Source organism: Micromonospora sp. IBHARD003 (assembly GCF_056106285.1).
In genome coordinates, this window is record NZ_JBWBBX010000001.1 from 3,649,995 (window position 1) to 3,670,756 (window position 20,762).

Sequence of the window (20,762 nt, forward strand, 5' to 3'; positions counted from 1 at the left end):
CGGCGCGACGGAGCGTAGCTGTACGGGTACGGCAACGACTCTGTACGAGGCGTCGACCGTGACCACTGCGGCACGCGACGAGGGCGGTACGGGGCATGGGCAACGCGGGACGTGAGGAACGGCCGGAGCGGCCCGTCGAGGCGGACGGCACGGCGCTCCTGTTCAGTTCACTGGGCAAGCAGATCAAGGTGTTGCGCGAGGCTGCCGGGGTCAGTCAGAAGGAGCTGGGCATGGCCACGCACTGCGGAGAGGCGCTTGTCTCGTCCATGGAGCGGGGCGTTCGGACTCCTCAACCGGCGTTCCTGCTGCTGGCGGATGAGGCACTGGGAGCGGGCGGGGTACTGAGAGCGGCGATCCCGGACGTCGAGCAGGCTCTGGCGAGGGCGCGTGTGCGGCATCCGGACTGGTTCCGGGATTTCGTCCAGGCTGAGGCGGAGGCCGTCGCGTTGCATGAGTTTGCCAACCAGGCCGTCCCGGGATTGCTCCAGACCGAGGAGTATGCACGCGCACTGTTCTCGCAGCGTCAGCCCATGCTGGACGAGACGACCATTGAAAAGCGTGTATCCGACCGACTGGCACGTCAGCAGATTTTCGAGCGCTGGCCAGCGCCCACGCTCAGCTACGTGCTGGAGGAAGTCGTATTGCAACGCCCCATCGGTGGCCGAGTCGTTCAGAAGGGGCAGTTGCGTCGGCTGCTTCACATCGGGAGTCTTCGGACCGTGGAGCTCCAGGTCATGCCAACCGACCGCGAGGAACACCCTGCTATGGACGGCGCGTTCACTCTCTTGACGCCGCCTCGACGGCAGCAAGTTGCCTATACCGAGATCTATGGACATCCTCGGTTGATCACCGACAGGGAAGAGGCCCGCCTCTTTAGCGAGCGCTATGGGATCATCCGGGCACAGGCTCTCACTCCCCGGGAGTCGCTGGCCTTGATCGAGAAGATTCTGGGAGAGCGATGAACACCACGGAACTGCACTGGTTCAAGAGCAGCTACAGCGGCCAAGAAGGCGGCACCTGCATCGAAGTCGCCTACGACTGGCGCAAGTCCAGCCACAGCGGCGGAGAAGGCGGCGAGTGCCTCGAAGTCGCCGCCTGCCCCACCACCATCCACGTCCGCGACTCCAAGAACCCGACCGGCCCCCGGATCGACCTCGCCCCCGCTCCCTGGGCCGCCTTCGTCTCCTACGCCGCCCAGGCGCAGTCGTAACCCCTCACGTGGTCGACCGGTCTCACCTCGACCGCACGACCACCGACGCCGCCTCCGCGACCAGCGCGTCGTTCCACTTGGCGTCCTCGCGGTCGCGGCTCGACAGGATCGCCATGACGATGGGCTTCGCGCCGCCGCTCGGCCACACCACGGCGATGTCGTTGCGCGTGGCATAGCGGCCGCCGCCGCTCTTGTCCGCGACCTTCCAGCCCTTCGGGACGCCGGCCTGCACCAGCTTCGAGCCCGTGGTGTTGGTCCGCATCCAGCCGGTCAGCAGCGCGCGTTCGTCGTCCTTCAGCGCGTCGCCGAGGACCAGCGCCCGCAAGTTCCCGGCGAGTTGGCGCGGGGTGCTGGTGTCGCGCGGGTCGCCCGGGGTGGCCTCGTTGAGTTCCGTCTCGTAGCGGTCCATCCGGGTCAACTTGTCCCCGAGGTCCTTCTCGAGGATCACGTCCAGCTGCTTCGGGCCGCCGAGCGCGTCGAAGAGGAGGTTGGCGGCGGTGTTGTCGCTGTAGCGGAGCGCGGCGTCGCAGAGTTCGCGCAGGGTCATTCCGGTGGCGGTGTGTTTCTCCGTGACGGGCGAGTGGTCGACCACGTCGTCCTTCCCGTACCTGATCACCTTGTCGAGCCCGCCGGTGCCGTACTTCCGCAGTACGGCACCGGCCGCCAGGGCCTTGGACGTGGAGGCGTACGCGAACCGCTCGTCCGCGCGGTGGACCACCTCGCGTCCCGTGCCGGTGTCGAGGGCGTAGACGCCGAGCCGGGCGTCGTACTTCCGCTCGAGCGCCGTGAACGAGGCGACCCCCGTCCCTGGTTCCGCGGCGACCACGGCGGGCCGCTCCTCCGAGGCGGAGGCCGCGGTCCTGCCGCAGGCCGTCAGCGGAACGAGGGTGAGCACGGCGATCGCGCCGACGGTGGCGCGGCGGGCGGGGGTCTGGTGCATGGTGCGGTCCTCCGGTGGTCGGCCCTCGCGGGCATACGGCGGCATGGCGTGGCGGGCCTGCAGGAGCCCTGCCTGGCCCTGGACCCACCCTCACCCACCAGGGGTTATGCCGTCCAAGACGGGAACGCGCGGTTTCATGCCGATTCCGCATAGGCTCGAGCCCATGGATGTCGTCGCAGCGTGCCGTGCCTTCGTCAGCGTCGGCGAGCGCGGGAGCTTCACCGTGGGGGCGGCGGCCGTGCGGATGTCCCAGTCGGTCGCGAGCCGCCGGGTCGCCGCGCTGGAGAAGCACTTCGGGGAGCAGCTCTTCGAGCGGACGCCGCGGCGGGCGGCCCTCACCCCGTTCGGCCAGGACATGCTGCCGGTCGCGCGGCGGCTGGTGATGACCGCGGACACCCTGGAGCGCGAGGCCGAGACGGCCAGGCGCAAGCCGGTGCGGCTCGCCGTGCCGGATCTGGGTTCGACGGGTGGTCTCGCCCGGCTCGTCGCCGAAGCGCACGAGGGCGGTGTCTCGCTGGAGCCGCGTGTCGCGGATCCGGCGGAGCGGGCGGAGCTCGTCCGATCCGGGGAGGTCCGCGCGGCGCTGGTCGCCGTACCACCGGACCAGGCCGTGTGGTCGGTGCCGCTGGGACTCGCCGGTACGCGGGCGCCCCGTACCCAACGCGCCTACCTCGACTCCCTGCGTGTCGGGCGTACCGACTCCGCGCCGCCCCGCCGGATATGGATGCAGCCGGAGGACGATGTGGCCCATGTACGCGGCCCGTTGACGCGGCTGTGCGACGCGATCGGCCTGAGGCCCGCGCAACTCGTCGTCGCACCGAGCCTCACCCTCGCCGTGGCGGAGGTACTGCGCGGCACCGATCTGCTGTTGTGCACGGCACCGCAGGCCGCGGAACTCGCCCTGCACTGGCGGCCCATCGGCGAGACCGACCTGGTGCGGGGGTTCGCCGTCGCCGCGACCGCACCCGGTGACCCCGAACGTCTGCGGGCGCGTCTCGGCGATGCGCTCGGCCGCTGTCTGGGCGCCGAACCGGTACCGGGCACCGAGGGAGGGGATGCCTCGTGAGCAGCACCGAGAGCCTGTTGGCGGATCTGCGCGGGGAGTTGGATGACGGCGGTCTTTCCGGGGCGTTCCTCGTACGGGATCTGCACACGGGTGACGAGCTCGGCATCGATCCGGACACCGAGCTGCCGGTGGCCTCGCTCGTCAAGATCCCGCTCGCGCTCGCCACCCTCGAACGCATCCGGCGGGGCGAGCTCGACGGCTCGACACCGCTCGACGTCCGGCCCGGGGGCATCACCACACCCGGGCCGACCGGTCTGAGCCGCTTCCGCCATCCCGCCCGGATCGCGATCGACGACCTGCTCTACCTCAGCACCTCGCTGAGCGACAGTACGGCCGCCGACGCGCTGTTCGCGCTCACGCCGCCCGCCCAAGTGGTCGCTGTCCTGAGGGGACTCGGTCTGCATGGCCTCACGGTCCGCCACACCATGCGGGACTTGACCGACACCCCGGCGGAGAGCCTCGGCCCCGCGCAGGGGCATCTCGCCCAGTCCCTCGCGATCAACGCGGTCACGCACGGCGGTGGCCACCGGGTGCCGCAGCTCGACGTGTCCCGCGCCAACACCGGTACGGCGCGCGCTTTCGCCGATCTGCTGCAGGCGCTGTGGTGCACGCCGTCGACCATCGCCCCCACAACTGCGGTACGGATCCGGGCCCTCATGGCCGACAATGTGCTGCGCCACCGGCTGGCCCCGGACTTCAGCTCCGATGCGTCGACCTGGTCGTCGAAGACGGGCACCCTGCTGAACCTCCGGCACGAGGTGGGCGTCGTCGAGCACACCGACGGACGGGCGTTCGCCGTCGCCGTCCTCACCGAGTCGCGCGTCGCGGCGAGCAGCCAGCCGGGCGCCGAGGCGCTGATGGCCCGGGTCGCGCGGAGGCTCCGGGACGAGTTGCGGCGGTGGTAGGCGGCAGCCGACCGTGTGAAGTGGCTGTCGGAGGCGAAGCAGCGGGGAATGGTGAGATCTTTTGCCCCTTCCTCCACTGCGATGAGATAGATCTCAGAGAATCCACGACAACGCGAGCAACTGTCCATTTTCGTCATGTTATGACCGGTGGTCGCTGTCGACTGGGGCCGAAGCGGGCTGAAATCTCCTCCTCTCCGACCCTTGTCCCGGTCATACGATCATGGCCACGGCTGTCGCATGAACGCGTCAACACCCCAGCCGTCACCCGGACTTCATCCTTCAGAAAGGGATCGAGTGAAGCTTCGTCGTGCTCTCGCGACGGCTGTTGCCGTAGCTGTGACCAGCCCCGTCGTGCTGCTCTCCGCCGCTCCGGCATTCGCCGGCCCCAAGCCCGCGACGCAGATGCAGAATCAGCCCAAGACCTACGCCGAGCTGGAGAAAGCCGTCGCCGACGCGGAGAAGGCGTACGTGGACGCGGTCGCCGCCAAGGCGGCCGGGCTGGAGAAAGTAAAGGCCACCATGGATGCCCTGGACTTGGACACGCATCCGCTCAAGGCCGCCGCCCTGGCGCAGGACGCGGTGGCCAAGGCCGCGGCGGCCGACAAGACAGCGGCCGACAAGGCCCTCGCCGAGGCCGAGGCCAAGCTGGAGACGGCCAAGGACGAGGCCGAGAAGGCCGAGGCACAGAAGGCTCTCGCGGCGGCGAAGACCAACGCCGAGAAGGCCGCCGGCGCCAAGGCGGACGCCGATGCCAAGGAGAAAGCGGCCTGGGGGGCGTTGAACGACGCCAGGCTCAAGGCGTCGCAGGAGTACAGCCTGGTCCAGGACGCCCCTGAGAAGGCCCTCAAGGTCAAGGAAGCCGCACAGAAGGCGCTCGCCGCCGCCAAGGAATGCGTGCGCGTTCGGGGCCTGACAGTCCTCGCGAACGGCCTGCCGTCCAAGATCGTTGCCGGGACCACGGTCGACTTCTCGTTCACGGTGACCAATGGCACCGACACGACACTGAAGGTGGACCCGCTGGCCTTCGTCATCGTGCACGAGCGAGAGAACTTGGACTTCCTCAAGGTGCAGTGGTCCAACGGTTCCGGCTGGCAGGAGCTCGACGCCGAGAAGGGGCCCACCCACGTCGCGTCCATCGACGCCATGAAGCCCGGCGACCACAGCGATGTGAAGATGCGGATCACGATCGATGCCGCGGCCAAGACCGCCGAGGGCTTCGCCCTGTTCGCCGGCGATGCCTCCAGCCAGTACAACCCGTGCGTCCTCGGTCCGATGAAGCGCTACGACTTCGAGGTCCTTCCCGCCGGCAGCAAGCCCGGCACCGTCGACGACGCCAAGCCCGGCACGGTCGACGACAAGGACCGGCCGACCCCCAAGCCGAGCCCCTCCGCGCAGGGCGGCACCTCCGCCAAGCCGGTCGGCACCTCGGCCGCGCAGGAGACGGCCACCGCGAACGGGGGCGCCCTCGCCAAGACCGGTTCGTCCTCCGTCCTGCCCCAGCTCGCTGTCGCGGGCGGTGCCGCCATCGCGCTCGGCGCCGGTGCGGTCTTCGGCATTCGCCGCCGCAAGGCCAACGACAGCTGACGCCTGCCCGCTTGCGGATTCCGGATGCGGGCCCTGTGGTTCCGACCGTGCTCGCAGAACCCGGGCCATGACTCGCAAGGGGGCACGTCCCCTCATGCGAAGTAGCGGCGATCAAGAGCAAGCCGCAGGCCGGCCTGCGGTCTGAGCGGGACATCTGGGCGAGGAGGCCGGCCTGCCGGTTCGGCGGTTGCGGTCTCCTCGCCCGGTATCGGACAACACACCTGGTACACCGGCAACGGCGAGCGCGGGCCGCCTATGCCGATGGCCGGCTCCACGTCGCTGTACAGCGGTGCCCGTCCACGTCGGTGACCGGGGTACGGCCGCCATCTCGACCGGGACGGTGACGGCTCCGGCTGCGAGCGGGGCCGCCCGCCGATCTGCCTCAGTCGAGGAACCGCGCGTACGCGTCCAGGACCCGCAGCACCTCGTCCTCCCCTGCCGGGGGCAGTTGCAGGACGACCTCCTCGCAGCCCAGTTCCGCGTAGTACGCGAGCTTGCCCGCCGACGGGAGGACCGCGTACGGGACGATCCGCAGGGCGTCCGGGTCGCGGCCCGCCTTCTCCCACACCTCGCGCAGCACCGGCACCGTCTCCGCCAGTCCCCGGCCGCCGATCGGCATCCAGCCGTCCGCGTAGTCCGCGATGTGGGCGAACAGCTTCGGTCCCGCCGCGCCGCCGACGAGGATGCGCGGAGCGCCACCGCCGAACGGCTTCGGGTGGGCGTACGACGCACGTACCGAGCCGAACTCCCCTTTATACGCAGTCGGTTCGCCCGCCCACAGCGCTTGCATCAGCAGCATCCGGTCGCGGCTCAGCTCACGCCGTGTCGACCACTCGACGCCGTGGTCCGCGGCCTCCTCCTTGTTCCAGCCGAAGCCGACACCGAGGGTGAAACGGCCGCCGCTGAGATGGTCCAGGGTGGCGATCTGCTTGGCGAGGGCGATCGGGTCGTGCTGGGTGACGAGTGTGACGCCGGTGCCGAGGCCGAGCGTCGAGGTGACGGCCGCCGCCTGGCCGAGGGCGACGAAGGGGTCGAGGGTGCGGCCGTACTCGGGTGGCAGTTCACCACCCGCCGGGTAGGGGGTGGTCCGTTCGACGGGGATGTGCGTGTGCTCGGGCAGATACAGTCCCGCGAAGCCGCGCTCCTCCAGCTCCCGGGCCAGCCGTACGGGCGTGATCGTCTCGTCCGTGAGGAAGATCGTCGTCGAGATCCGCATGCGGTCCTCCGTCAGCTCTCTGGTGGCAGCCCAAGGTATGCCGTACGGTGCCCGGATTCGAGAGCACCGCAACCAGGGGGAGAGTCCATCCGATGATGCATCCGCGTCTGCGCCCACGTCCGCACCCACGTCTGCGTCTGAACCCACGTCCGCGTACGCATCTGCGTATCGCCGCCACGGCGGTCGTGCTGTCCGGTGCTCTGCTGGCGGGAGCTCCCGCCGCCTCGGCATCGACGTACGCAGGGGCCGCCGCCTCCGCCGTCCAGTCCCCGCGGGGCGGCGCCCAGGCCGTGCCGGAGTCCGCCCCGGCCGCCGCAACGGTCGCCGGGGCCCCGGCCGTCAAGGCTCTTGGCGAGCAGGGCAAGAAGGGCAAGAAGAAGAAAAAGAAGAAGGGCGGTTTCTCGGCCGGGCTGATCGTCGGGCTGTTCGTCGTCATCGCGCTGATCGTCGTTGTCGTGCTGCTGCTGAAGCGCCGGAAGGCGAGCGGCGGACCGCGATAACGCCACGACCGCGCCACCCGGCACTCCCCCGCCCTTGCCCCGCGGTTCACGGACCGGTACCAGCTTGGGAAGAAGCACCACTCCTGTCCCTCTCACCACCCACGGGAGCCGACGGTATGTGCAACGACGGACAGCACGGTGGAGACTCGATCAGCAGGCGCGGTCTGTTCGTGACGGGAGCCGCCGCCGCCCTTACCTTGGGCAGTGTGAGCTTCGCCGAGGCGGCAGCGGAAGGCGCCGGCACCACCAAGGTGGTGCGCGGCACGCTGCCGCCGGGCTCCCCGGACTATGTGTACCTCCCCGTGGAGATCCCGCGGGGGGTGTCCGGGATCCAGGTCTCATACACCTATGAGAAGCCCCAGGTGCCCGCCGGAACGCAGGGGAACGCCCTGGACATCGGCATCTTCGACGAGCGGGGCACCGAACTCGGCGGCGAGGGCTTCCGTGGCTGGTCGGGCGGGGCGCGCAGCGAGTTCTTCATCCGGGGCGACGAGGCGACACCGGGCTATATCGCCGGGCCGGTGCGCGCGGGCACCTGGCACATCGCACTCGGCCCGTACACCGTCGCGCCCCAGGGCCTCGCGTACACGGTGACCATCACGCTCACGCATGGCACTGCGGCGAAGACCCCGCGGCCCGTCCACCCGCCCGAGCGGGCCAGGGGGCGCGGCCGTGCCTGGTACCGCGGCGACTGTCATCTGCACTCCTGGTACTCGGACGGCAGGCGCACCCCGGGCGAGATCGCGGCCCTCGCCCGCGCCGCCGGTCTGGACTTCATCAACAGCAGTGAGCACAACACCCATGCGGCGCACGGTGCGTGGGCGGACGCCGCCGGTGACGACCTGCTCGTCCTCCTCGGCGAGGAGGTCACCACGCGCAACGGGCACGTCGTCGCGATCGGCACCGACCCGGGCACCTTCGTCGACTGGCGCTACCGGGCGCGCGACGGCTGGAGCTCCCCCCGGGCCGCCAAGGCACAGTGGGGGTCCCCCCGGGCCGCCAGGGCCCAGGGGGAGTTCGGTCGCTTCGCCCGCGAGATCCGGCGCGCGGGCGGTCTGGTCGTACCGGCGCATCCGCACTCCAACTGCATCGGCTGCGCCTGGAAGTTCGGCTTCGGCGAGGCGGACGCGATCGAAGTGTGGAACGGTCCCTACACCCCGGACGACGAGGTGTCGCTCCTGGACTGGGACAGCACCCTGGTCGCAGCGGCCCGTTCGGGAGGAGGGGGCGGCCCGGGTGCGGCAGACGGACGCGGAGCGCGCTGGATCCCCGCGATGGGCAGCAGCGACGCCCACCGTGACCAGGACGCGGTGGGCACCCCGCAGACGGTGGTGCTCGCCGACGATCTGACGCGTGAGGCGATCCTCGACGGCATCCGCGCCGGACGCTCCTATGTCGCCGAGTCGTCGGCGGTGTCGTTGTCGTTCGGTGTGACGGACGGCCGGGGGCGTCGCGCGGGCATCGGCGAGCGACTGCGCACCGGTGCCGACGACCCGGTGACGGTCCGTCTGGATGTCACCGGCGCACCCGGCCGTACGGTCCGGTTCGTCACCGACCAGGGCGCACTCCACACGGCCACGCTCCCGGCGGACGGCCCGGGGACGGTGGAGTGGCGTACGACGGCGGCGTATGCGGCGTATGTACGGGCCGAGGTGCGTCACGCGCCCGTTGTGCCCGTTCCGGGCTTGCCGGGGCCGCTGACGGCGTTCACCAATCCCGTGTTCCTGGGGTGATCCGCGACCTCCCCCGGACCGTCAGGTCTGACGGCGGCGGTCTGCCGTCGCCGTCCGGATCTCCTCCGTAGCCTGGCGGAAGGCGGGGGCGGCGCGGGTGAAGTAGTCGAAGAGCAGATCGAGTTGGTCCGCCGAGGACCGCGAGAGGACGTCGGCGATCAGGTGGCCCCACGGCGTCGACGTAGTCACGGAAGACGTCGCGGCCTCGTATCTGGATCTGCGTTTCCTCGGCGTGCTGTGCCCTCGCTGTGCGTCCGATGGCGCACGGACGACGCCGCCCCGGGCGCTCAGGCGGGCAGTACCTCGGCCAGGCCCTCGCCGAGCAGGAGGAAGGCGCGGTCGGCGGCGGCAACGGCTTCCGGGTACAGCTCGTCGGCCGGGCGGCCGGCCTGCACCTGATCGCTGTTGCGCTGTGCCAGCGTGCGCAGAACGGTGACGATCTGGACGGCGGCGAGCCGGGCGGTGAGCTCGTCGGCGCCGGCCTCCTCCAGTGCCCCGGCGAGTGCCGCGATGCTGCGCCGCTGATACCGGGTCAGGCGCTCGGTCAGACTCGCCGTTGTGCTGATCAGCCGGGCGAAGGCCAGGGCCTTGGGGTCCGATGTGAGCCCGGTGATCGGATCACGCCGGGACAGGGCGTCGAGTTGGTGGGTGTGCAGGGCGGTCAGCGGGTCCGTACCGGCCGGGCGGGCGCGGACCACACGGGCCGATTCGTCCTCGTGGTCGGCGAAATGGTGCAGGACCAGGTCTTCCTTGGTGGGGAAGTAGGCGAACAGCGTGCGCTTGGAGACCTCGGCCGCCTCGGCGATTTCCACGATCGACACGTCGTCGAAGCCGCGGTGCAGGAACAGCGCGAGCGCCGCGTCGGCGATCGTCTGCCGGGTGCGTTGCTTCTTCCTCTCCCGCAATCCAAGTTGTTCAGCCATGCGGCCACGATAGCAACGAGCACCCCGGTTGAAAAATGCACCAGGTTTACTTATATACTTGGGCTATAACTCTACTGGGAGGTATCATGAACGCCGAGTCCGTTGAGTCTGCTGGGTTCGCTGAGTCCACTGAGGTCACCGACGTCATCGTCGTCGGGGCCGGCGGCGCCGGACTCACCCTCGCCACCGAGCTCGCCCTGGCCGGTGTGCCCGCCGTCGTGCTGGACCAGCTGCCCGGCCGCAACCTCCAGTCCCGCGCCGGGGCGATCCAGTCCCGGACCGCCGAGGTCCTCCAGATGCGCGGCCTGCTCGACGGGGCGCTCGAGCGGTCGATCGACTTCCAGATGCTCGGCGGCCACTTCGCGGGGCTGCCCGTTCCCCTGGACTACTCGGCCTGGGAGACCCGTTACCCGTACCCCCTGGCCCTCCCGCAGGACCGGCTCGAGGAACTGCTCGAGGACCGGCTCGCGGAGCTCGGCGGGCGGGTACTCCGGGAGCACCGTCTGGTGGATCTCCACCAGGACGCCGACGGCGTCACGGCCACCGTGGCCGGCCCGGAGGGCACCCGGGTGTTCCGGGGCCGCCATCTCGTCGCCTGCGACGGCGCGCACAGCAGTGTGCGCAGGCTCACCGGCGCCGCGTTCCCCGGTCAGGCGGGCACCATCCGCAGCGTCAGCGCCGACCTGCGGCTCACCGGCGACATCGACCACGGCACCGTCGGCCACATCGACGCCAGTATCCGCACCTCGCCCGAGGGCCACTTCGCCTTGCTCACGCCGCTGGGGGACGGGCTGCACAAGCTCATCTTCTCCGGCCCGCAGACGATGCTCGCCGACCGCGACGCGCCGGTGACGGTCGAGGAGATCCGCGGGGTGCTGCGGGCAACCCACGGCACGGCCATCGACGTGGCCGAGATCCGCTACGCCTCCCGGTTCAGCGACGCCAGCCGGCAAATGGAGCAGTACCGGCACGGCCGCGTCCTCTTCACCGGCGACGCCGCACACATCCACTCCCCGGCCGGCGGCCAGGGCCTCAACCTCGGCGTCCAGGACGCGTTCAACCTCGGCTGGAAGCTCGCCGCCGTCGTCCGGGACGGAGCGGGCGAGCACCTGCTGGACACCTACCACGCCGAGCGGCACCCGGTCGCCGCCCGGGTGCTCACCCTCACCAGGGCCCAGGGCGTGATCATGGGCCCGAAGAACGACGGCGGGCTGGCCGAACTCCGCAACGTGCTCACCGACCTGCTCGGCCTGCCCGAGGCCAACCGGCACCTGGCCGGCATGATGTCCGGGCTCGACCTGCGCTACCCGATGCCGGCTGTTGCCGACCACCCGCTGCTCGGCCTGCGGATGCCCGACGTCGACCTCCTCGTCGACGACGCGTCCGTCCGGTTCAGCGAACTGACCCGCGCAGGACGGGGCGTCCTGCTCGAACTGGGGGACGCCCCGGTCGCCGCAGCCGCCCCGTGGAGCGACCGCGTCGCACGAGTGCGGGCGAAGACCGACGCGGTCGACGCCGAGTCGGTACTCGTCCGCCCGGACGGATACGTCTGCTGGGCCGGCGGCACCGGCCTCACCGACGCGCTGACCCACTGGTTCGGCCCGGCTGCCAACTGAACCGGCGGGTCCGGCCCGGCGGGCGCCGTCACCTTTCGCTCCGGCCGGGGCGGTTGCCCACGAGCCCTGGAGGAGGCGTCTCGACCCCTCCTGCGGCCGTCTCGTACGCCCGGTCCCGCCCGGTCCCGAGGTGACGTGGCAGAGGGCTGGGGGCGGTGTCACCGCATGTGGCTCCGCCTCTCGGCCGGTTGGGACCGATCGTCCTCGGCGCACCCGCGGAAGCGAACGCGCCCCGAATCCCCATCCGGTGCCGAGGTGGTCGGTGAGCGTGAGGGTGCGGGCAGCCGGGCGGGGCGACCACGGGCGGCCCCCCAGCCGTCCCCGCAGCCGTCCCGCAGCCGTCCCGCGGTCTTCCCGTGTCAGCCGCCCGGCCAGACGATCGCCTGCAGCTCGCTGTACGCGTGCAGGGCGTACGACCCCACGTCCCGGCCCACCCCGCTCTTCCTGAACCCGCCGAACGGCGCCTCCATGTTCCGCCCGATGGTGTTGATCCCGACCCCTCCGGACCGCAGCCGCCGTGCCACCCGGAAGGCCCGCGCCGCGTCGCCCGACCACACGTAGTCGATCAGCCCGTAGTCGCTGTCGTTGGCGAGCGCGATGCCCTCCTCCTCGTCGTCGAAGGGGACCACGACCACCACCGGGCCGAAGATCTCCTCCCGCACCACACGCATTTCGTTGGTGCAGTCCGCGAGAAGCGTCGGGGCGACGTAGAAGCCGCGTGCGAAGTCGGGGCGTTCACCGCCCGCGACCAGCCGCGCGCCCTCCTTCTTGCCCAGCTCCACGTACGACTCGATCCGGTCGCGGTGGGCCGCGGAGATCACCGGGCCGACCACCGTGCCGGGCGCCGCCGGGTCGCCCACCTTCATGAAGCCCAGATAGCCGGTCAGCTTCTCGATCAGGCTGTCGTAGACGGCCCGCTGGGCGAGGACCCGCGTGGGCGCGGTGCAGATCTGCCCGCTGTAGAAGGAGAACGTCGTACCGATGCCCATGACCGCCGCATCGAGATCGGCGTCGTCGAAGACCAGCGCCGCGCCCTTGCCGCCCAGCTCCAGCAGCTGCCGCTTCGTCCCGCGCCCGCACACCTCGCCGATGCGCTGTCCGACGGCCGTGGAGCCGGTGAAGCTGACCATGTCGACGTCCGGGGAGTCGACGGCCGCTTCTCCGACTTCCGCACGGGAACCGCTCACCACATTGACGACGCCCGGCGGGGCTCCCGCTTCCTCCAGGGCCTCCGCGAGTGCCTCCGCCATCCGGTAGACGGACAGCGGGTCCTGCGGCGCGGGCTTCACCACGACCGTGTTGCCCATCGCGAGGGCGGGGGCGACCTTGCCCGACGGATTCGCCCAGGGGTTGTTGTACGAGGTGATGCAGGTGACCACGCCGACCGGGCGGCGGGCGGCGAGCGCGCCGAAGATCCCCGCCCTGCCCATCGGGCCGGCCTCGTTGACCTGCGGGGGCAGGCCCTGCTCGACCGGCTCCAGTGCGCCCTTGGCATAGCGGCGGAAGCGGGACACCCCCACGGCGACCTGCATCCCGCGGGCCGTGCCCGTCGTGGCGCCCGTCTCGGCGCGGGCGAGCTCCGCGTACGCGGCGAACTCGCGCTGGATCAACTCGGCCGTCCGGTCCAGGATCGCCGCACGCTGCTCGGGCGCGGTACGGGACCAGGGCCCGAAGGCCTCCCGGGCGGCCGCCGCCGCCTCGTAGACCTGGTCGCGGCTCGCCTCCGGGGCCAGTCCGACGACCTCCTCGGTTGCCGGGTCGATCACCTCGCAGTGACCGCCGTCCGGCTCGGTCCACTCTCCTCCGATGTACAGCCGCTGAGCGGGACGGCGGCTCACCGGGTGCTCACCGTCCTGGTGTCACGGCCCGAGCGCAGCACCCGGCCGGGGATCGCACCGGTCACCTGGTCGTCGCGGACGGTCTCGACGCCGTTGACGCGTACGGACACGATGCCGACCGCCCGCGAGTCCAGCCGCGGGCTGTCTCCGGGCAGATCGTGGACGAGGGTCGCGGGAGCCGCGTCGATCCGCTCCGGGTCGAAGAGCACCAGGTCCGCGTGGTGGCCCTCGACGATCCGGCCCCGCTCGCGCAGACCGAACAGCTGCGCCGGGTCGTCCGTGAGCATCCTGACGGCCTGCTCCAGCGGGACCAGTTTCCGCCCGCGCAGACAGTCGCCCAGGAAGCGGGTGGTGTACGGCGCTCCGCACATCCGGTCCAGATGGGCGCCCGCGTCGGAGCCGCCGAGCATGACGTCCTCGTGCTGCCAGGTCTCGGCGCGCAGCGTCCACGACGCCGGGTCGTTGTCCGTCGGCATGGGCCACAGCACCGTGCGCAGCTCGTCGTTGGCGCAGATCTCGACGAGGCAGTGGAAGGCGTCCTGGCCCCGTTCGGCGGCGATGTCGCGTACGACCCGGCCGGTGAGGCCCTCGTTGGCCGGGGAGTAGGTATCGCCGATGACATAGCGCTCGAAGTGGGCGAGGCGGCGGAAGACCCCGGCCTCCTTGGACGCGGACCGGCGCAGCATCCCGGCCCGTACTTCCGGGTCGCGGAGCCTGGCGATCCGCTCGGGTAGGGGCAGGCCCAGGATCTCGCCCCAACCCGGGATGAGGTTGAGGGCGCAGAAGGTGCCGAGCGACATGTTCATCGGGGTGAGGATCGGCATGGTGAGGGCGACGATCCGGCCGCCGGCCTTGCGTGCGCGTTCGCTCGGCAGCAGCTGGCGCGGCACCCGCTCGGGCACGGCCGCGTCGATGGTGAGGACGTTCCAGTTGAGCGGGCGGCCCGCGGCGGCGCTCATCTCGACGAAGAGGTCGATCTCGTCGTCGGCGAACTGGTCGAGGCAGCCGGCGACGATGGCCTCGAGCTGGGTGCCCTCGTGGTCGGCCACGGCGCGCGAGAGCGCGAGCAGCTCGGCGGGGCCGGCGTGACGGGAGGCGACGGGCTGTCCGTCACCGTCGGAGTGGGTGGACGACTGCGTGGTGGACAGGCCCCAGGCGCCCGCGTCCATCGCGTCGTGGAACAGCCGCAACATCGCGTCGAGTTGGGCCGGGGTCGGTTTGCCGCCGATCGCGTCCGGACCCATCACATGGCGGCGCAGCGCGCAGTGCCCCACCATGAAGCCGGCGTTGACGGCGATACGGCCTTCGAGTGCGTCGAGGTACTCGCCGAAGGTGTGCCAGTTCCAGGGTGCGCCCTCTTCGAGTGCGACCAGGGACATGCCCTCGACCTTGGACATCATGCGGCGGGTGTAGTCGGCGTCCTCGGGGCGCTCGGGGTTCAGCGGGGCGAGGGTGAATCCGCAGTTGCCGCCCGCGACGGTGGTCACCCCGTGGTTCATCGAGGGGGTGGCGTACGGGTCCCAGAACAGCTGGGCGTCGTAGTGGGTGTGCGGGTCGACGAAGCCGGGCGTGAGGACGAGCCCGGTCGCGTCCTCGCTCGTCCGGGCCTCCTCGGTGACGGTGCCGGGCGCTGCGATGACGGCGATGCGGCCGTCGCGGAGGCCGATGTCGGCGGTGTAGGCGGGGGCGCCGGTCCCGTCGACGACGGTGGCACCCTTGATCAGGTGGTCGAGCATGGCCTGCGTCCCTTTCTGGTGCGGGGCGACGTGCGGGGAGACGGGGCGGCTGTGTGGTCCCGGCGGCGCGGCGATGTGGCCCGGCCGGAAGGCTTCGCGACCGGCCGCGGCCGCGTTGCCGTCCGACCGGGCCGGTAGCGGGTGGCGGTCCGGGAAGCCACCGCCCGCGGTCGGTGCCGGGACCGGAACGGGCCCGTCAGGCCGCTTCGCGGAAGCGGGTGGTGCGGTGGACCGGGTCCGTGTCGATCTTCGGGATGACGTGCTCGCCGATCAGCTTGATCGTCGTCATCGTGTCCTCGTACGAGATCCCGATCGGAAGCCCGAACGACAGCTGGTCCGCCCCGGCCTGCTCCCAGCGCTTGCACTGGCGCAGCACCTCGTCCGGGTCGCCGCAGATCATCAGTTCCTCGGCGATGAGGAGTTCGATGATCTCGGCGCTGTACTCGGGCAGCAGCTCGGGCCACTCGGGGACGCCGTCGGGGCGCGGGAAGGTGTCGTGGTAGCGGAAAAGCAGCGACTGGAGGTAGTTGAGTCCACCGCCGACCGCGATCTCGACCGCCTTCTCGTGGGTCTCGGCGCAGATCGCCGTGGAGGTCACCATGACGTTGTCGTTGACGTATCCGCCGACCGGCTGCGCGTCCTTGACCGCCGTCTTGTACGACTCGACGACCCACTCCATGTCGGAGACCTTCTGCACGCTGAAGCCCAGTACGCCGAGGCCCTTCCTGCCCGCCATGGCGTAGGAGGACGGCGACCCGGCCGCGTACCACATCGCGGGGTGGGACTTCCCGTACGGCTTCGGGAGCACCTTGCGCGGCGGCAGGGACCAGTGCTTGCCCTGGAAGCCGGGGTACTCGTCCTGGAGCCACATCCGGGGGAACTCGGCGATGGTCTCTTCCCAGATCTCCTTGGTGTGGTTCATGTCCGTGATGCCCGGCATGAAGCCGAGGATCTCGTGCGAGCCGGCGCCGCGCCCTGAGCCGAACTCGAAGCGCCCCTCGGAGAGATGGTCGAGCATGGCGACCTTCTCGGCGACCTTCACGGGGTGGTTGACCGGGGCGAGCGGATTGAAGATGCCCGAGCCCAGGTGGATCCGCTCGGTCGCATGGGCGAGGTAGCCGAGGAAGACGTCGTTCGCGGAGAGGTGCGAGTACTCCTCCAGGAAGTGGTGCTCGGAGGCCCAGGCGTACTTGAAGCCGGACTTGTCCGCCTGGATGACGTACTCGGTCTCCTCCATCAGCGCCTTGTGCTCGGCGAGCGGGTCGGTCTCGGCGCGCTTGCCGAGATAGCCCTGTACGAACAGTCCGAATTCCATGGGTCCCACCACCGTCCCCACCGTGTTTCTGACACTGCGTCAGATCTGAATGCCCCGACTGTTCCACCGGGCACCCGAGGCGTCAATACCTGACGATGCGTCAGAGAACGCTGACTCCGGCCAGCCAGCCTCCGTCGATGACGACCGGCTGCCCCGTGATGTACGAGGAGTCGTCGCCGGTCAGGAACAGCGCGAGCCGGGCGACCTCCTCCGGCAGGCCCACCCGCCCCAGCGGCACCAGCTTCCGGTACAGCTCGTCCAGCGCGTCGGGGTCCGCCCCGCCGGGATTGCTCATCGGGGTGTCCACGGCGCCCGGGCACACCGCGTTGACCCGGATCTTCTTCGCGGCCAGCTCCATCGCCGCCACCCGGGTCAGGCCGAGAATGGCGTGCTTGGTCGCGGCATAGGCACCGACGTAGGACATCCCGGTGAGCGCCGTGTACGAGGCGGTGTTGACGATCGTGCCGCCGCCGGCCGCCTCGATCTCCGGGGCCACCGTCTTGATCCCCAGGAACGCCCCGATCTGGTTGACCTGGATGATCTGCTGGAACTCCTCCAGCGGGGTGCTCACCAGCTCGTTGAAGCGCAGGATACCCGCGTTGTTGACGAGGCCGTCGACATGGCCGAAGGCATCCTTGGCGGCGTCGATGAAACCGGCCCACTCGTCCTCCCGGCCGACGTCCAGATGCACATAGCGGGCGATGCCCTCACCGAGCTCCTTGGCGAGGGCCTCACCCTGGTCGTCGAGAACGTCACCGAGGACGACCTTCGCCCCCTCGGAGGCGAACAGCCTCGCCTCCTGCTCGCCCTGGCCGCGCGCCGCGCCGGTGATGAGGACGACGCGTCCGTCCAGCTTTCCCATGCCCGTACTCCTCTCGGTCATCGGTCATCGGTCATGAGTCATCGGCCGTCGGTCATCTGCCGCCGACTGCCGACAATTGGTCGTGTCGACTGCGGGCCGTTGGTCATCGGTCGAGCTGCGGGGCCACTTCTGCGGCGAACGCCGCCATCTGGTCGATGAGTTCGCTGCGACTGCGACTGCGGAAGCGCACCTGGATCTGGTCCACGCCCATCGCGCCGTACGCACGCAGCGACTCGGCGATGGCCTCGGGCTTGCCGGTGAGGGTGCGGCGCCCGACGTCCCAGGCGGCATCGCCGACGTACAGCGGCTCGGTGATCGCGCCGATCGTCAGCGGGCGGTCGATCCCCGCCTGCTCGCGCAGCGCCCTGAGTTTCGCGATCTGGACGGGGAGCCGGTCGCGCGGATCGCCCTGCGGCAGCCAGCCGTCACCCTTGAGGGCGGCGCGGCGCACAGCGGCGGGCGAGGACCCTCCGACCCAGAGGGGCACGGGGGCCTGAACGGGGCGCGGCTGCTGCCCGAGCCCTTCGAAGGCGAAGTGCTCGCCGGTGAAGCACGGGAACTCCTCGGGCCCGAGAGCCGCCCTGAGCGCGTCGATCGTCTCGTCGAGCACGGCACCACGGCGCTCGAAGTCCACGCCGAGGACGTCGAACTCCTCCCGTACGTGCCCCGCGCCGACGCCGAGGATCAGCCGGCCGGAGGAGAGATGGTCGAGCGTCGCGTACTGCTTGGCGGTCAGCAGCGGATGGCGCAGCCCGACGACGGCGACATGACTGAGCAACCGCACCCGCTCGGTCGCGGCGGCGAGGAAGGAGAGCGTGGCGACAGGGTCGTACCAGACAGTGGACATGGCCCCGGCCAGCCGCAGCGGAATCGCGACGTGGTCGCAGACGGCGATGTACGCGAACCCGGTGCGGTCGGCGGTGCGCGCGATCGCGACGAGATCGTCGGGCCCCGCCGCCGCCTCCCAGGTCTCGGCATAGATGGTGCTCTGCGACTGGACCGGGAGCTGCATCCCGTAGACCACCATGATCGGTCCCCTCGCCATTGGGCCGACACAATTCTGACGACCCGTCATTTTTGATGGGCCACCATGGTCTTGGCTGCGGGCGCATCGGGCAAGGGGCGTGCGCGGTCGCGGGTCTGGGGGCGTCCCGCCGTCGTCGTGCGCGGACGGGCGGGACACCCTCGGCGACCCGCCCGTCCGCGCACAGATCGCTTGATCGTTACCTCAGGGCACGACGCCCGGCGCCGGCGCATCGCATCGCATCGCATCGAGCACGCGGCCTCAGCCCAGCAGCGCGTACACCGTCGACGCGCGGGCGGCCGGCTCGTCCGCGCCCTCAGCGGTCATCGTGATCTCGGCGAAGGCCATCCGCTTGCCCAGCTTGGAGATACGGGCGTCGATCAGCACGTCCGCGCCGGTGACCGCGCGCTGGAAGGTGGTCGACTGCTGGACCGTCGTCATCGGGACGAAGGCTCCGCGGGCGGCGGACACGGCGATCACGGTGGCCGTGTCCGCCGCGGCCATCAGGGCCTGGCCGGAGAGCGCACCGCCTTCCCGGGCCAGCCGGTCCGACCAGGGCAGGCGGAGCACGGCGTGGAGGTCACCCGTGTCGACGACGGAGAGGCCGAGGTCGAGGACCCAGGGCGCGAAGTTGTCGGAAAGGATCTTGTCGGCCGCGGCTGGCGTAAGCGTCATGCGCCGATCGTGGGGTGCCCCGGACCGGATGTCCATGTCCGGTGTCGCCCTGGATGTCCCCATCCTGCGCGGGGTTGCCGGTACCTGTAGCGGCGCGTCTCGGGCACGACACCAGGTGAGAGGGCCCTTCGGCCCGTCCCGTACCCCGTGGCGAACGCTCCGGGGGAGCAGGAGCAGACCGGAGCACATCACACGAAGGAGAGATCGTGTTCGCCAAGCGCTGCGGAACGACCGCCGATGCCGCCGATGCTGCCGACACCGCCGACACCGCCGACGCCGGCTTCGACAACGGCGTCTCGTCGGTCTTCCTCGGCTGACCCGACGCTCCCCGTGGAGCCGCGGCCTCGTCGGTCGCGGCTCCACGAGCGTTACGCCCCCGGCCACAGCCCGTCGGCCGTCAGCCCCAGCAGTTCGATCGCGTTCCCGCGGACGATCCGTTCCACCACGTCCGGCGCCAGATGCCCCATCTGAGCCTCGCCCACCTCCCTCGACTTGGGCCAGGTGGAGTCCGAGTGCGGATAGTCCGTCTCGTACAGGACGTTTCCGACGCCGATCGCGTCCAGGTTCCTCAGCCCGAAGGCGTCGTCGAAGAAGCAGCCGTACACATGCCCGGCGAACAGCTCCGACGGCGGCCGCAGCACCTTGTCCGCGACTCCGCCCCAGCCGCGGTTCTCCTCCCACACCACGTCCGCGCGCTCCAGGATGTACGGGAGCCAGCCGATCTGGCCCTCGGCGTACATGACCTTCAGGTCAGGGAAGCGTTCGAACTTGCCGCTCATCAGCCAGTCGACCATCGAGAAGCAGCAGTTGGCGAAGGTGATGGTGGAACCGACCGCGGGCGGGGCGTCCGCGGAGGTCGACGGCATCTTCGACGAGGAGCCGATGTGCATGGCGATGACCGTGCCGGTCTCGTCACAGGCGGCGAGGAAGGGGTCCCACGCGTCGGTGTGGATGGACGGCAGTCCGAGGTGCGGGGGTATCTCGGAGAACGCCACCGCCCGCACCCCGCGCGCCGCGTTGCGCCGCACTTCGGCCGCGGCCAGCTCGGCGTCCCACAGCGGGATGAGGGTGAGCGGGATCAGCCGGCCCCGCGCGTCGGGGCCGCACCACTCCTCCACCATCCAGTCGTTGTACGCCCGCACCCCGAGCAGCGCGAGCTCGCGGTCCTTCGCCTCGGTGAACGTCTGTCCGCAGAAGCGGGGGAAGGTGGGGAAGCAGAGCGCGGACTGGACATGGTTGACGTCCATGTCGGCCAGCCGGTCGGGGACGGAGAACGAGCCGGGCCGCATCTGGTCGTACGTGATGACCTCGAGCTTGATCTCGTCCCTGTCGTAACCGACCGCCGTGTCGAGTCGGGTCAGCGGCCGGTGCAGGTCCTCGTACACCCACCAGTCGCCGATCGGCCCGTCGTCCCCGGGCGCGCCCATGACCGGGGCGAACTTGCCGCCGAGGAAGGTCATTTCCTTCAGAGGGGCCCGAACGATGCGCGGGCCGGTGTCCTGGTACTTCGACGGCAGCCTGTCCCGCCAGACACGAGGGGGCTCCACCGTGTGATCGTCGACCGAGATGATCTTCGGGAAGTTCTCCATGCGGTTCACGGTAGCGCTGATCTGACGATG

General features: G+C 70.6%; 19 protein-coding genes. 8 read left to right on the plus strand and 11 right to left on the minus strand.

The window, feature by feature from the left end:
• Nucleotides 1-95: 95 nt before the first annotated feature.
• Nucleotides 96-962, plus strand: coding sequence for a helix-turn-helix domain-containing protein (locus tag ACTWOL_RS16110; RefSeq protein WP_474297400.1), 867 nt, complete (start codon nt 96-98; stop codon nt 960-962).
• Complete coding sequence (locus tag ACTWOL_RS16115) at nt 959-1,210, plus strand: DUF397 domain-containing protein (protein ID WP_474297401.1); 252 nt, start codon at nt 959-961, stop codon at nt 1,208-1,210. The genes ACTWOL_RS16110 and ACTWOL_RS16115 overlap by 4 nt, the downstream gene beginning before the upstream one ends.
• A 22-nt stretch (nt 1,211-1,232) precedes the next feature.
• Here ACTWOL_RS16115 and bla read toward each other — a convergent pair whose 3' ends face one another.
• The gene (gene bla, locus ACTWOL_RS16120) at nt 1,233-2,150 is read right to left on the minus strand and encodes a class A beta-lactamase (protein ID WP_474297402.1); all 918 of its coding nucleotides are present in this window, start codon (nt 2,148-2,150) and stop codon (nt 1,233-1,235) included.
• A gap of 163 nt (nt 2,151-2,313) precedes the next feature.
• Here bla and ACTWOL_RS16125 point away from each other — a divergent pair, with 163 nt between their 5' ends.
• The 3 genes from ACTWOL_RS16125 to ACTWOL_RS16135 all read left to right on the plus strand — a co-directional run bounded on the left by ACTWOL_RS16125 (nt 2,314) and on the right by ACTWOL_RS16135 (nt 5,705).
• On the plus strand, nt 2,314-3,216 hold the full coding sequence (locus tag ACTWOL_RS16125; protein ID WP_474297403.1) for a LysR family transcriptional regulator: 903 nt from the start codon (nt 2,314-2,316) through the stop codon (nt 3,214-3,216).
• On the plus strand, nt 3,213-4,121 hold the full coding sequence (locus ACTWOL_RS16130; RefSeq protein ID WP_474297404.1) for a serine hydrolase: 909 nt from the start codon (nt 3,213-3,215) through the stop codon (nt 4,119-4,121). The genes ACTWOL_RS16125 and ACTWOL_RS16130 overlap by 4 nt, the downstream gene beginning before the upstream one ends.
• A 294-nt stretch (nt 4,122-4,415) precedes the next feature.
• Nucleotides 4,416-5,705, plus strand: a complete 1,290-nt coding sequence (locus ACTWOL_RS16135; protein ID WP_474297405.1) for an LPXTG cell wall anchor domain-containing protein — start codon at nt 4,416-4,418, stop codon at nt 5,703-5,705.
• 382 nt (nt 5,706-6,087) lie between these two features.
• On the opposite strand, the gene ACTWOL_RS16140 is transcribed toward ACTWOL_RS16135, so the two are convergent.
• A complete protein-coding gene (locus ACTWOL_RS16140; protein WP_474297406.1) occupies nt 6,088-6,921 on the minus strand; it encodes an LLM class F420-dependent oxidoreductase in 834 nt (277 codons plus the stop codon).
• Nucleotides 6,922-7,013: 92 nt separating this feature from the next.
• On the opposite strand from ACTWOL_RS16140, the gene ACTWOL_RS16145 reads away from it, so the two are divergent.
• Both ACTWOL_RS16145 and ACTWOL_RS16150 read left to right on the plus strand, forming a co-directional pair.
• A complete protein-coding gene (locus tag ACTWOL_RS16145) occupies nt 7,014-7,421 on the plus strand; it encodes a hypothetical protein (protein WP_474297407.1) in 408 nt (135 codons plus the stop codon).
• Between the two features lie 116 nt (nt 7,422-7,537).
• A complete protein-coding gene (locus ACTWOL_RS16150) occupies nt 7,538-9,154 on the plus strand; it encodes a CehA/McbA family metallohydrolase (protein ID WP_474297408.1) in 1,617 nt (538 codons plus the stop codon).
• Nucleotides 9,155-9,175: 21 nt separating this feature from the next.
• On the opposite strand, the gene ACTWOL_RS16155 is transcribed toward ACTWOL_RS16150, so the two are convergent.
• Both ACTWOL_RS16155 and ACTWOL_RS16160 read right to left on the minus strand, forming a co-directional pair.
• A complete protein-coding gene (locus tag ACTWOL_RS16155; RefSeq protein WP_474297409.1) occupies nt 9,176-9,343 on the minus strand; it encodes a hypothetical protein in 168 nt (55 codons plus the stop codon).
• A 98-nt stretch (nt 9,344-9,441) separates the two neighbouring features.
• Complete coding sequence (locus ACTWOL_RS16160; protein WP_474297410.1) at nt 9,442-10,077, minus strand: TetR/AcrR family transcriptional regulator; 636 nt, start codon at nt 10,075-10,077, stop codon at nt 9,442-9,444.
• Nucleotides 10,078-10,163: 86 nt separating this feature from the next.
• Here ACTWOL_RS16160 and ACTWOL_RS16165 point away from each other — a divergent pair, with 86 nt between their 5' ends.
• The gene (locus tag ACTWOL_RS16165) at nt 10,164-11,693 is read left to right on the plus strand and encodes an FAD-dependent monooxygenase (protein ID WP_474297411.1); all 1,530 of its coding nucleotides are present in this window, start codon (nt 10,164-10,166) and stop codon (nt 11,691-11,693) included.
• Nucleotides 11,694-12,052: 359 nt separating this feature from the next.
• Here ACTWOL_RS16165 and ACTWOL_RS16170 read toward each other — a convergent pair whose 3' ends face one another.
• The 7 genes from ACTWOL_RS16170 to ACTWOL_RS16200 all read right to left on the minus strand — a co-directional run bounded on the left by ACTWOL_RS16170 (nt 12,053) and on the right by ACTWOL_RS16200 (nt 20,732).
• Entirely contained in the window at nt 12,053-13,531 is a 1,479-nt protein-coding gene (locus ACTWOL_RS16170) for an aldehyde dehydrogenase family protein (RefSeq protein WP_474297412.1), read from the minus strand.
• Nucleotides 13,528-15,267: an N-acyl-D-amino-acid deacylase family protein gene (locus ACTWOL_RS16175; RefSeq protein WP_474297413.1), complete on the minus strand. Its 1,740-nt coding sequence runs from the start codon at nt 15,265-15,267 to the stop codon at nt 13,528-13,530. The genes ACTWOL_RS16170 and ACTWOL_RS16175 overlap by 4 nt, the downstream gene beginning before the upstream one ends.
• 196 nt (nt 15,268-15,463) lie before the next feature.
• Nucleotides 15,464-16,582, minus strand: a complete 1,119-nt coding sequence (locus ACTWOL_RS16180) for an LLM class flavin-dependent oxidoreductase (protein WP_474297414.1) — start codon at nt 16,580-16,582, stop codon at nt 15,464-15,466.
• 100 nt (nt 16,583-16,682) lie between these two features.
• A complete protein-coding gene (locus ACTWOL_RS16185) occupies nt 16,683-17,444 on the minus strand; it encodes an SDR family NAD(P)-dependent oxidoreductase (protein ID WP_474297415.1) in 762 nt (253 codons plus the stop codon).
• A gap of 103 nt (nt 17,445-17,547) precedes the next feature.
• Nucleotides 17,548-18,489, minus strand: coding sequence for an LLM class F420-dependent oxidoreductase (locus ACTWOL_RS16190; protein ID WP_474297416.1), 942 nt, complete (start codon nt 18,487-18,489; stop codon nt 17,548-17,550).
• 240 nt (nt 18,490-18,729) lie between these two features.
• Entirely contained in the window at nt 18,730-19,143 is a 414-nt protein-coding gene (locus tag ACTWOL_RS16195) for a PaaI family thioesterase (protein ID WP_474297417.1), read from the minus strand.
• Nucleotides 19,144-19,511: 368 nt separating this feature from the next.
• On the minus strand, nt 19,512-20,732 hold the full coding sequence (locus tag ACTWOL_RS16200; protein WP_474297418.1) for an amidohydrolase family protein: 1,221 nt from the start codon (nt 20,730-20,732) through the stop codon (nt 19,512-19,514).
• Between the last annotated feature and the right edge of the window lie 30 nt (nt 20,733-20,762).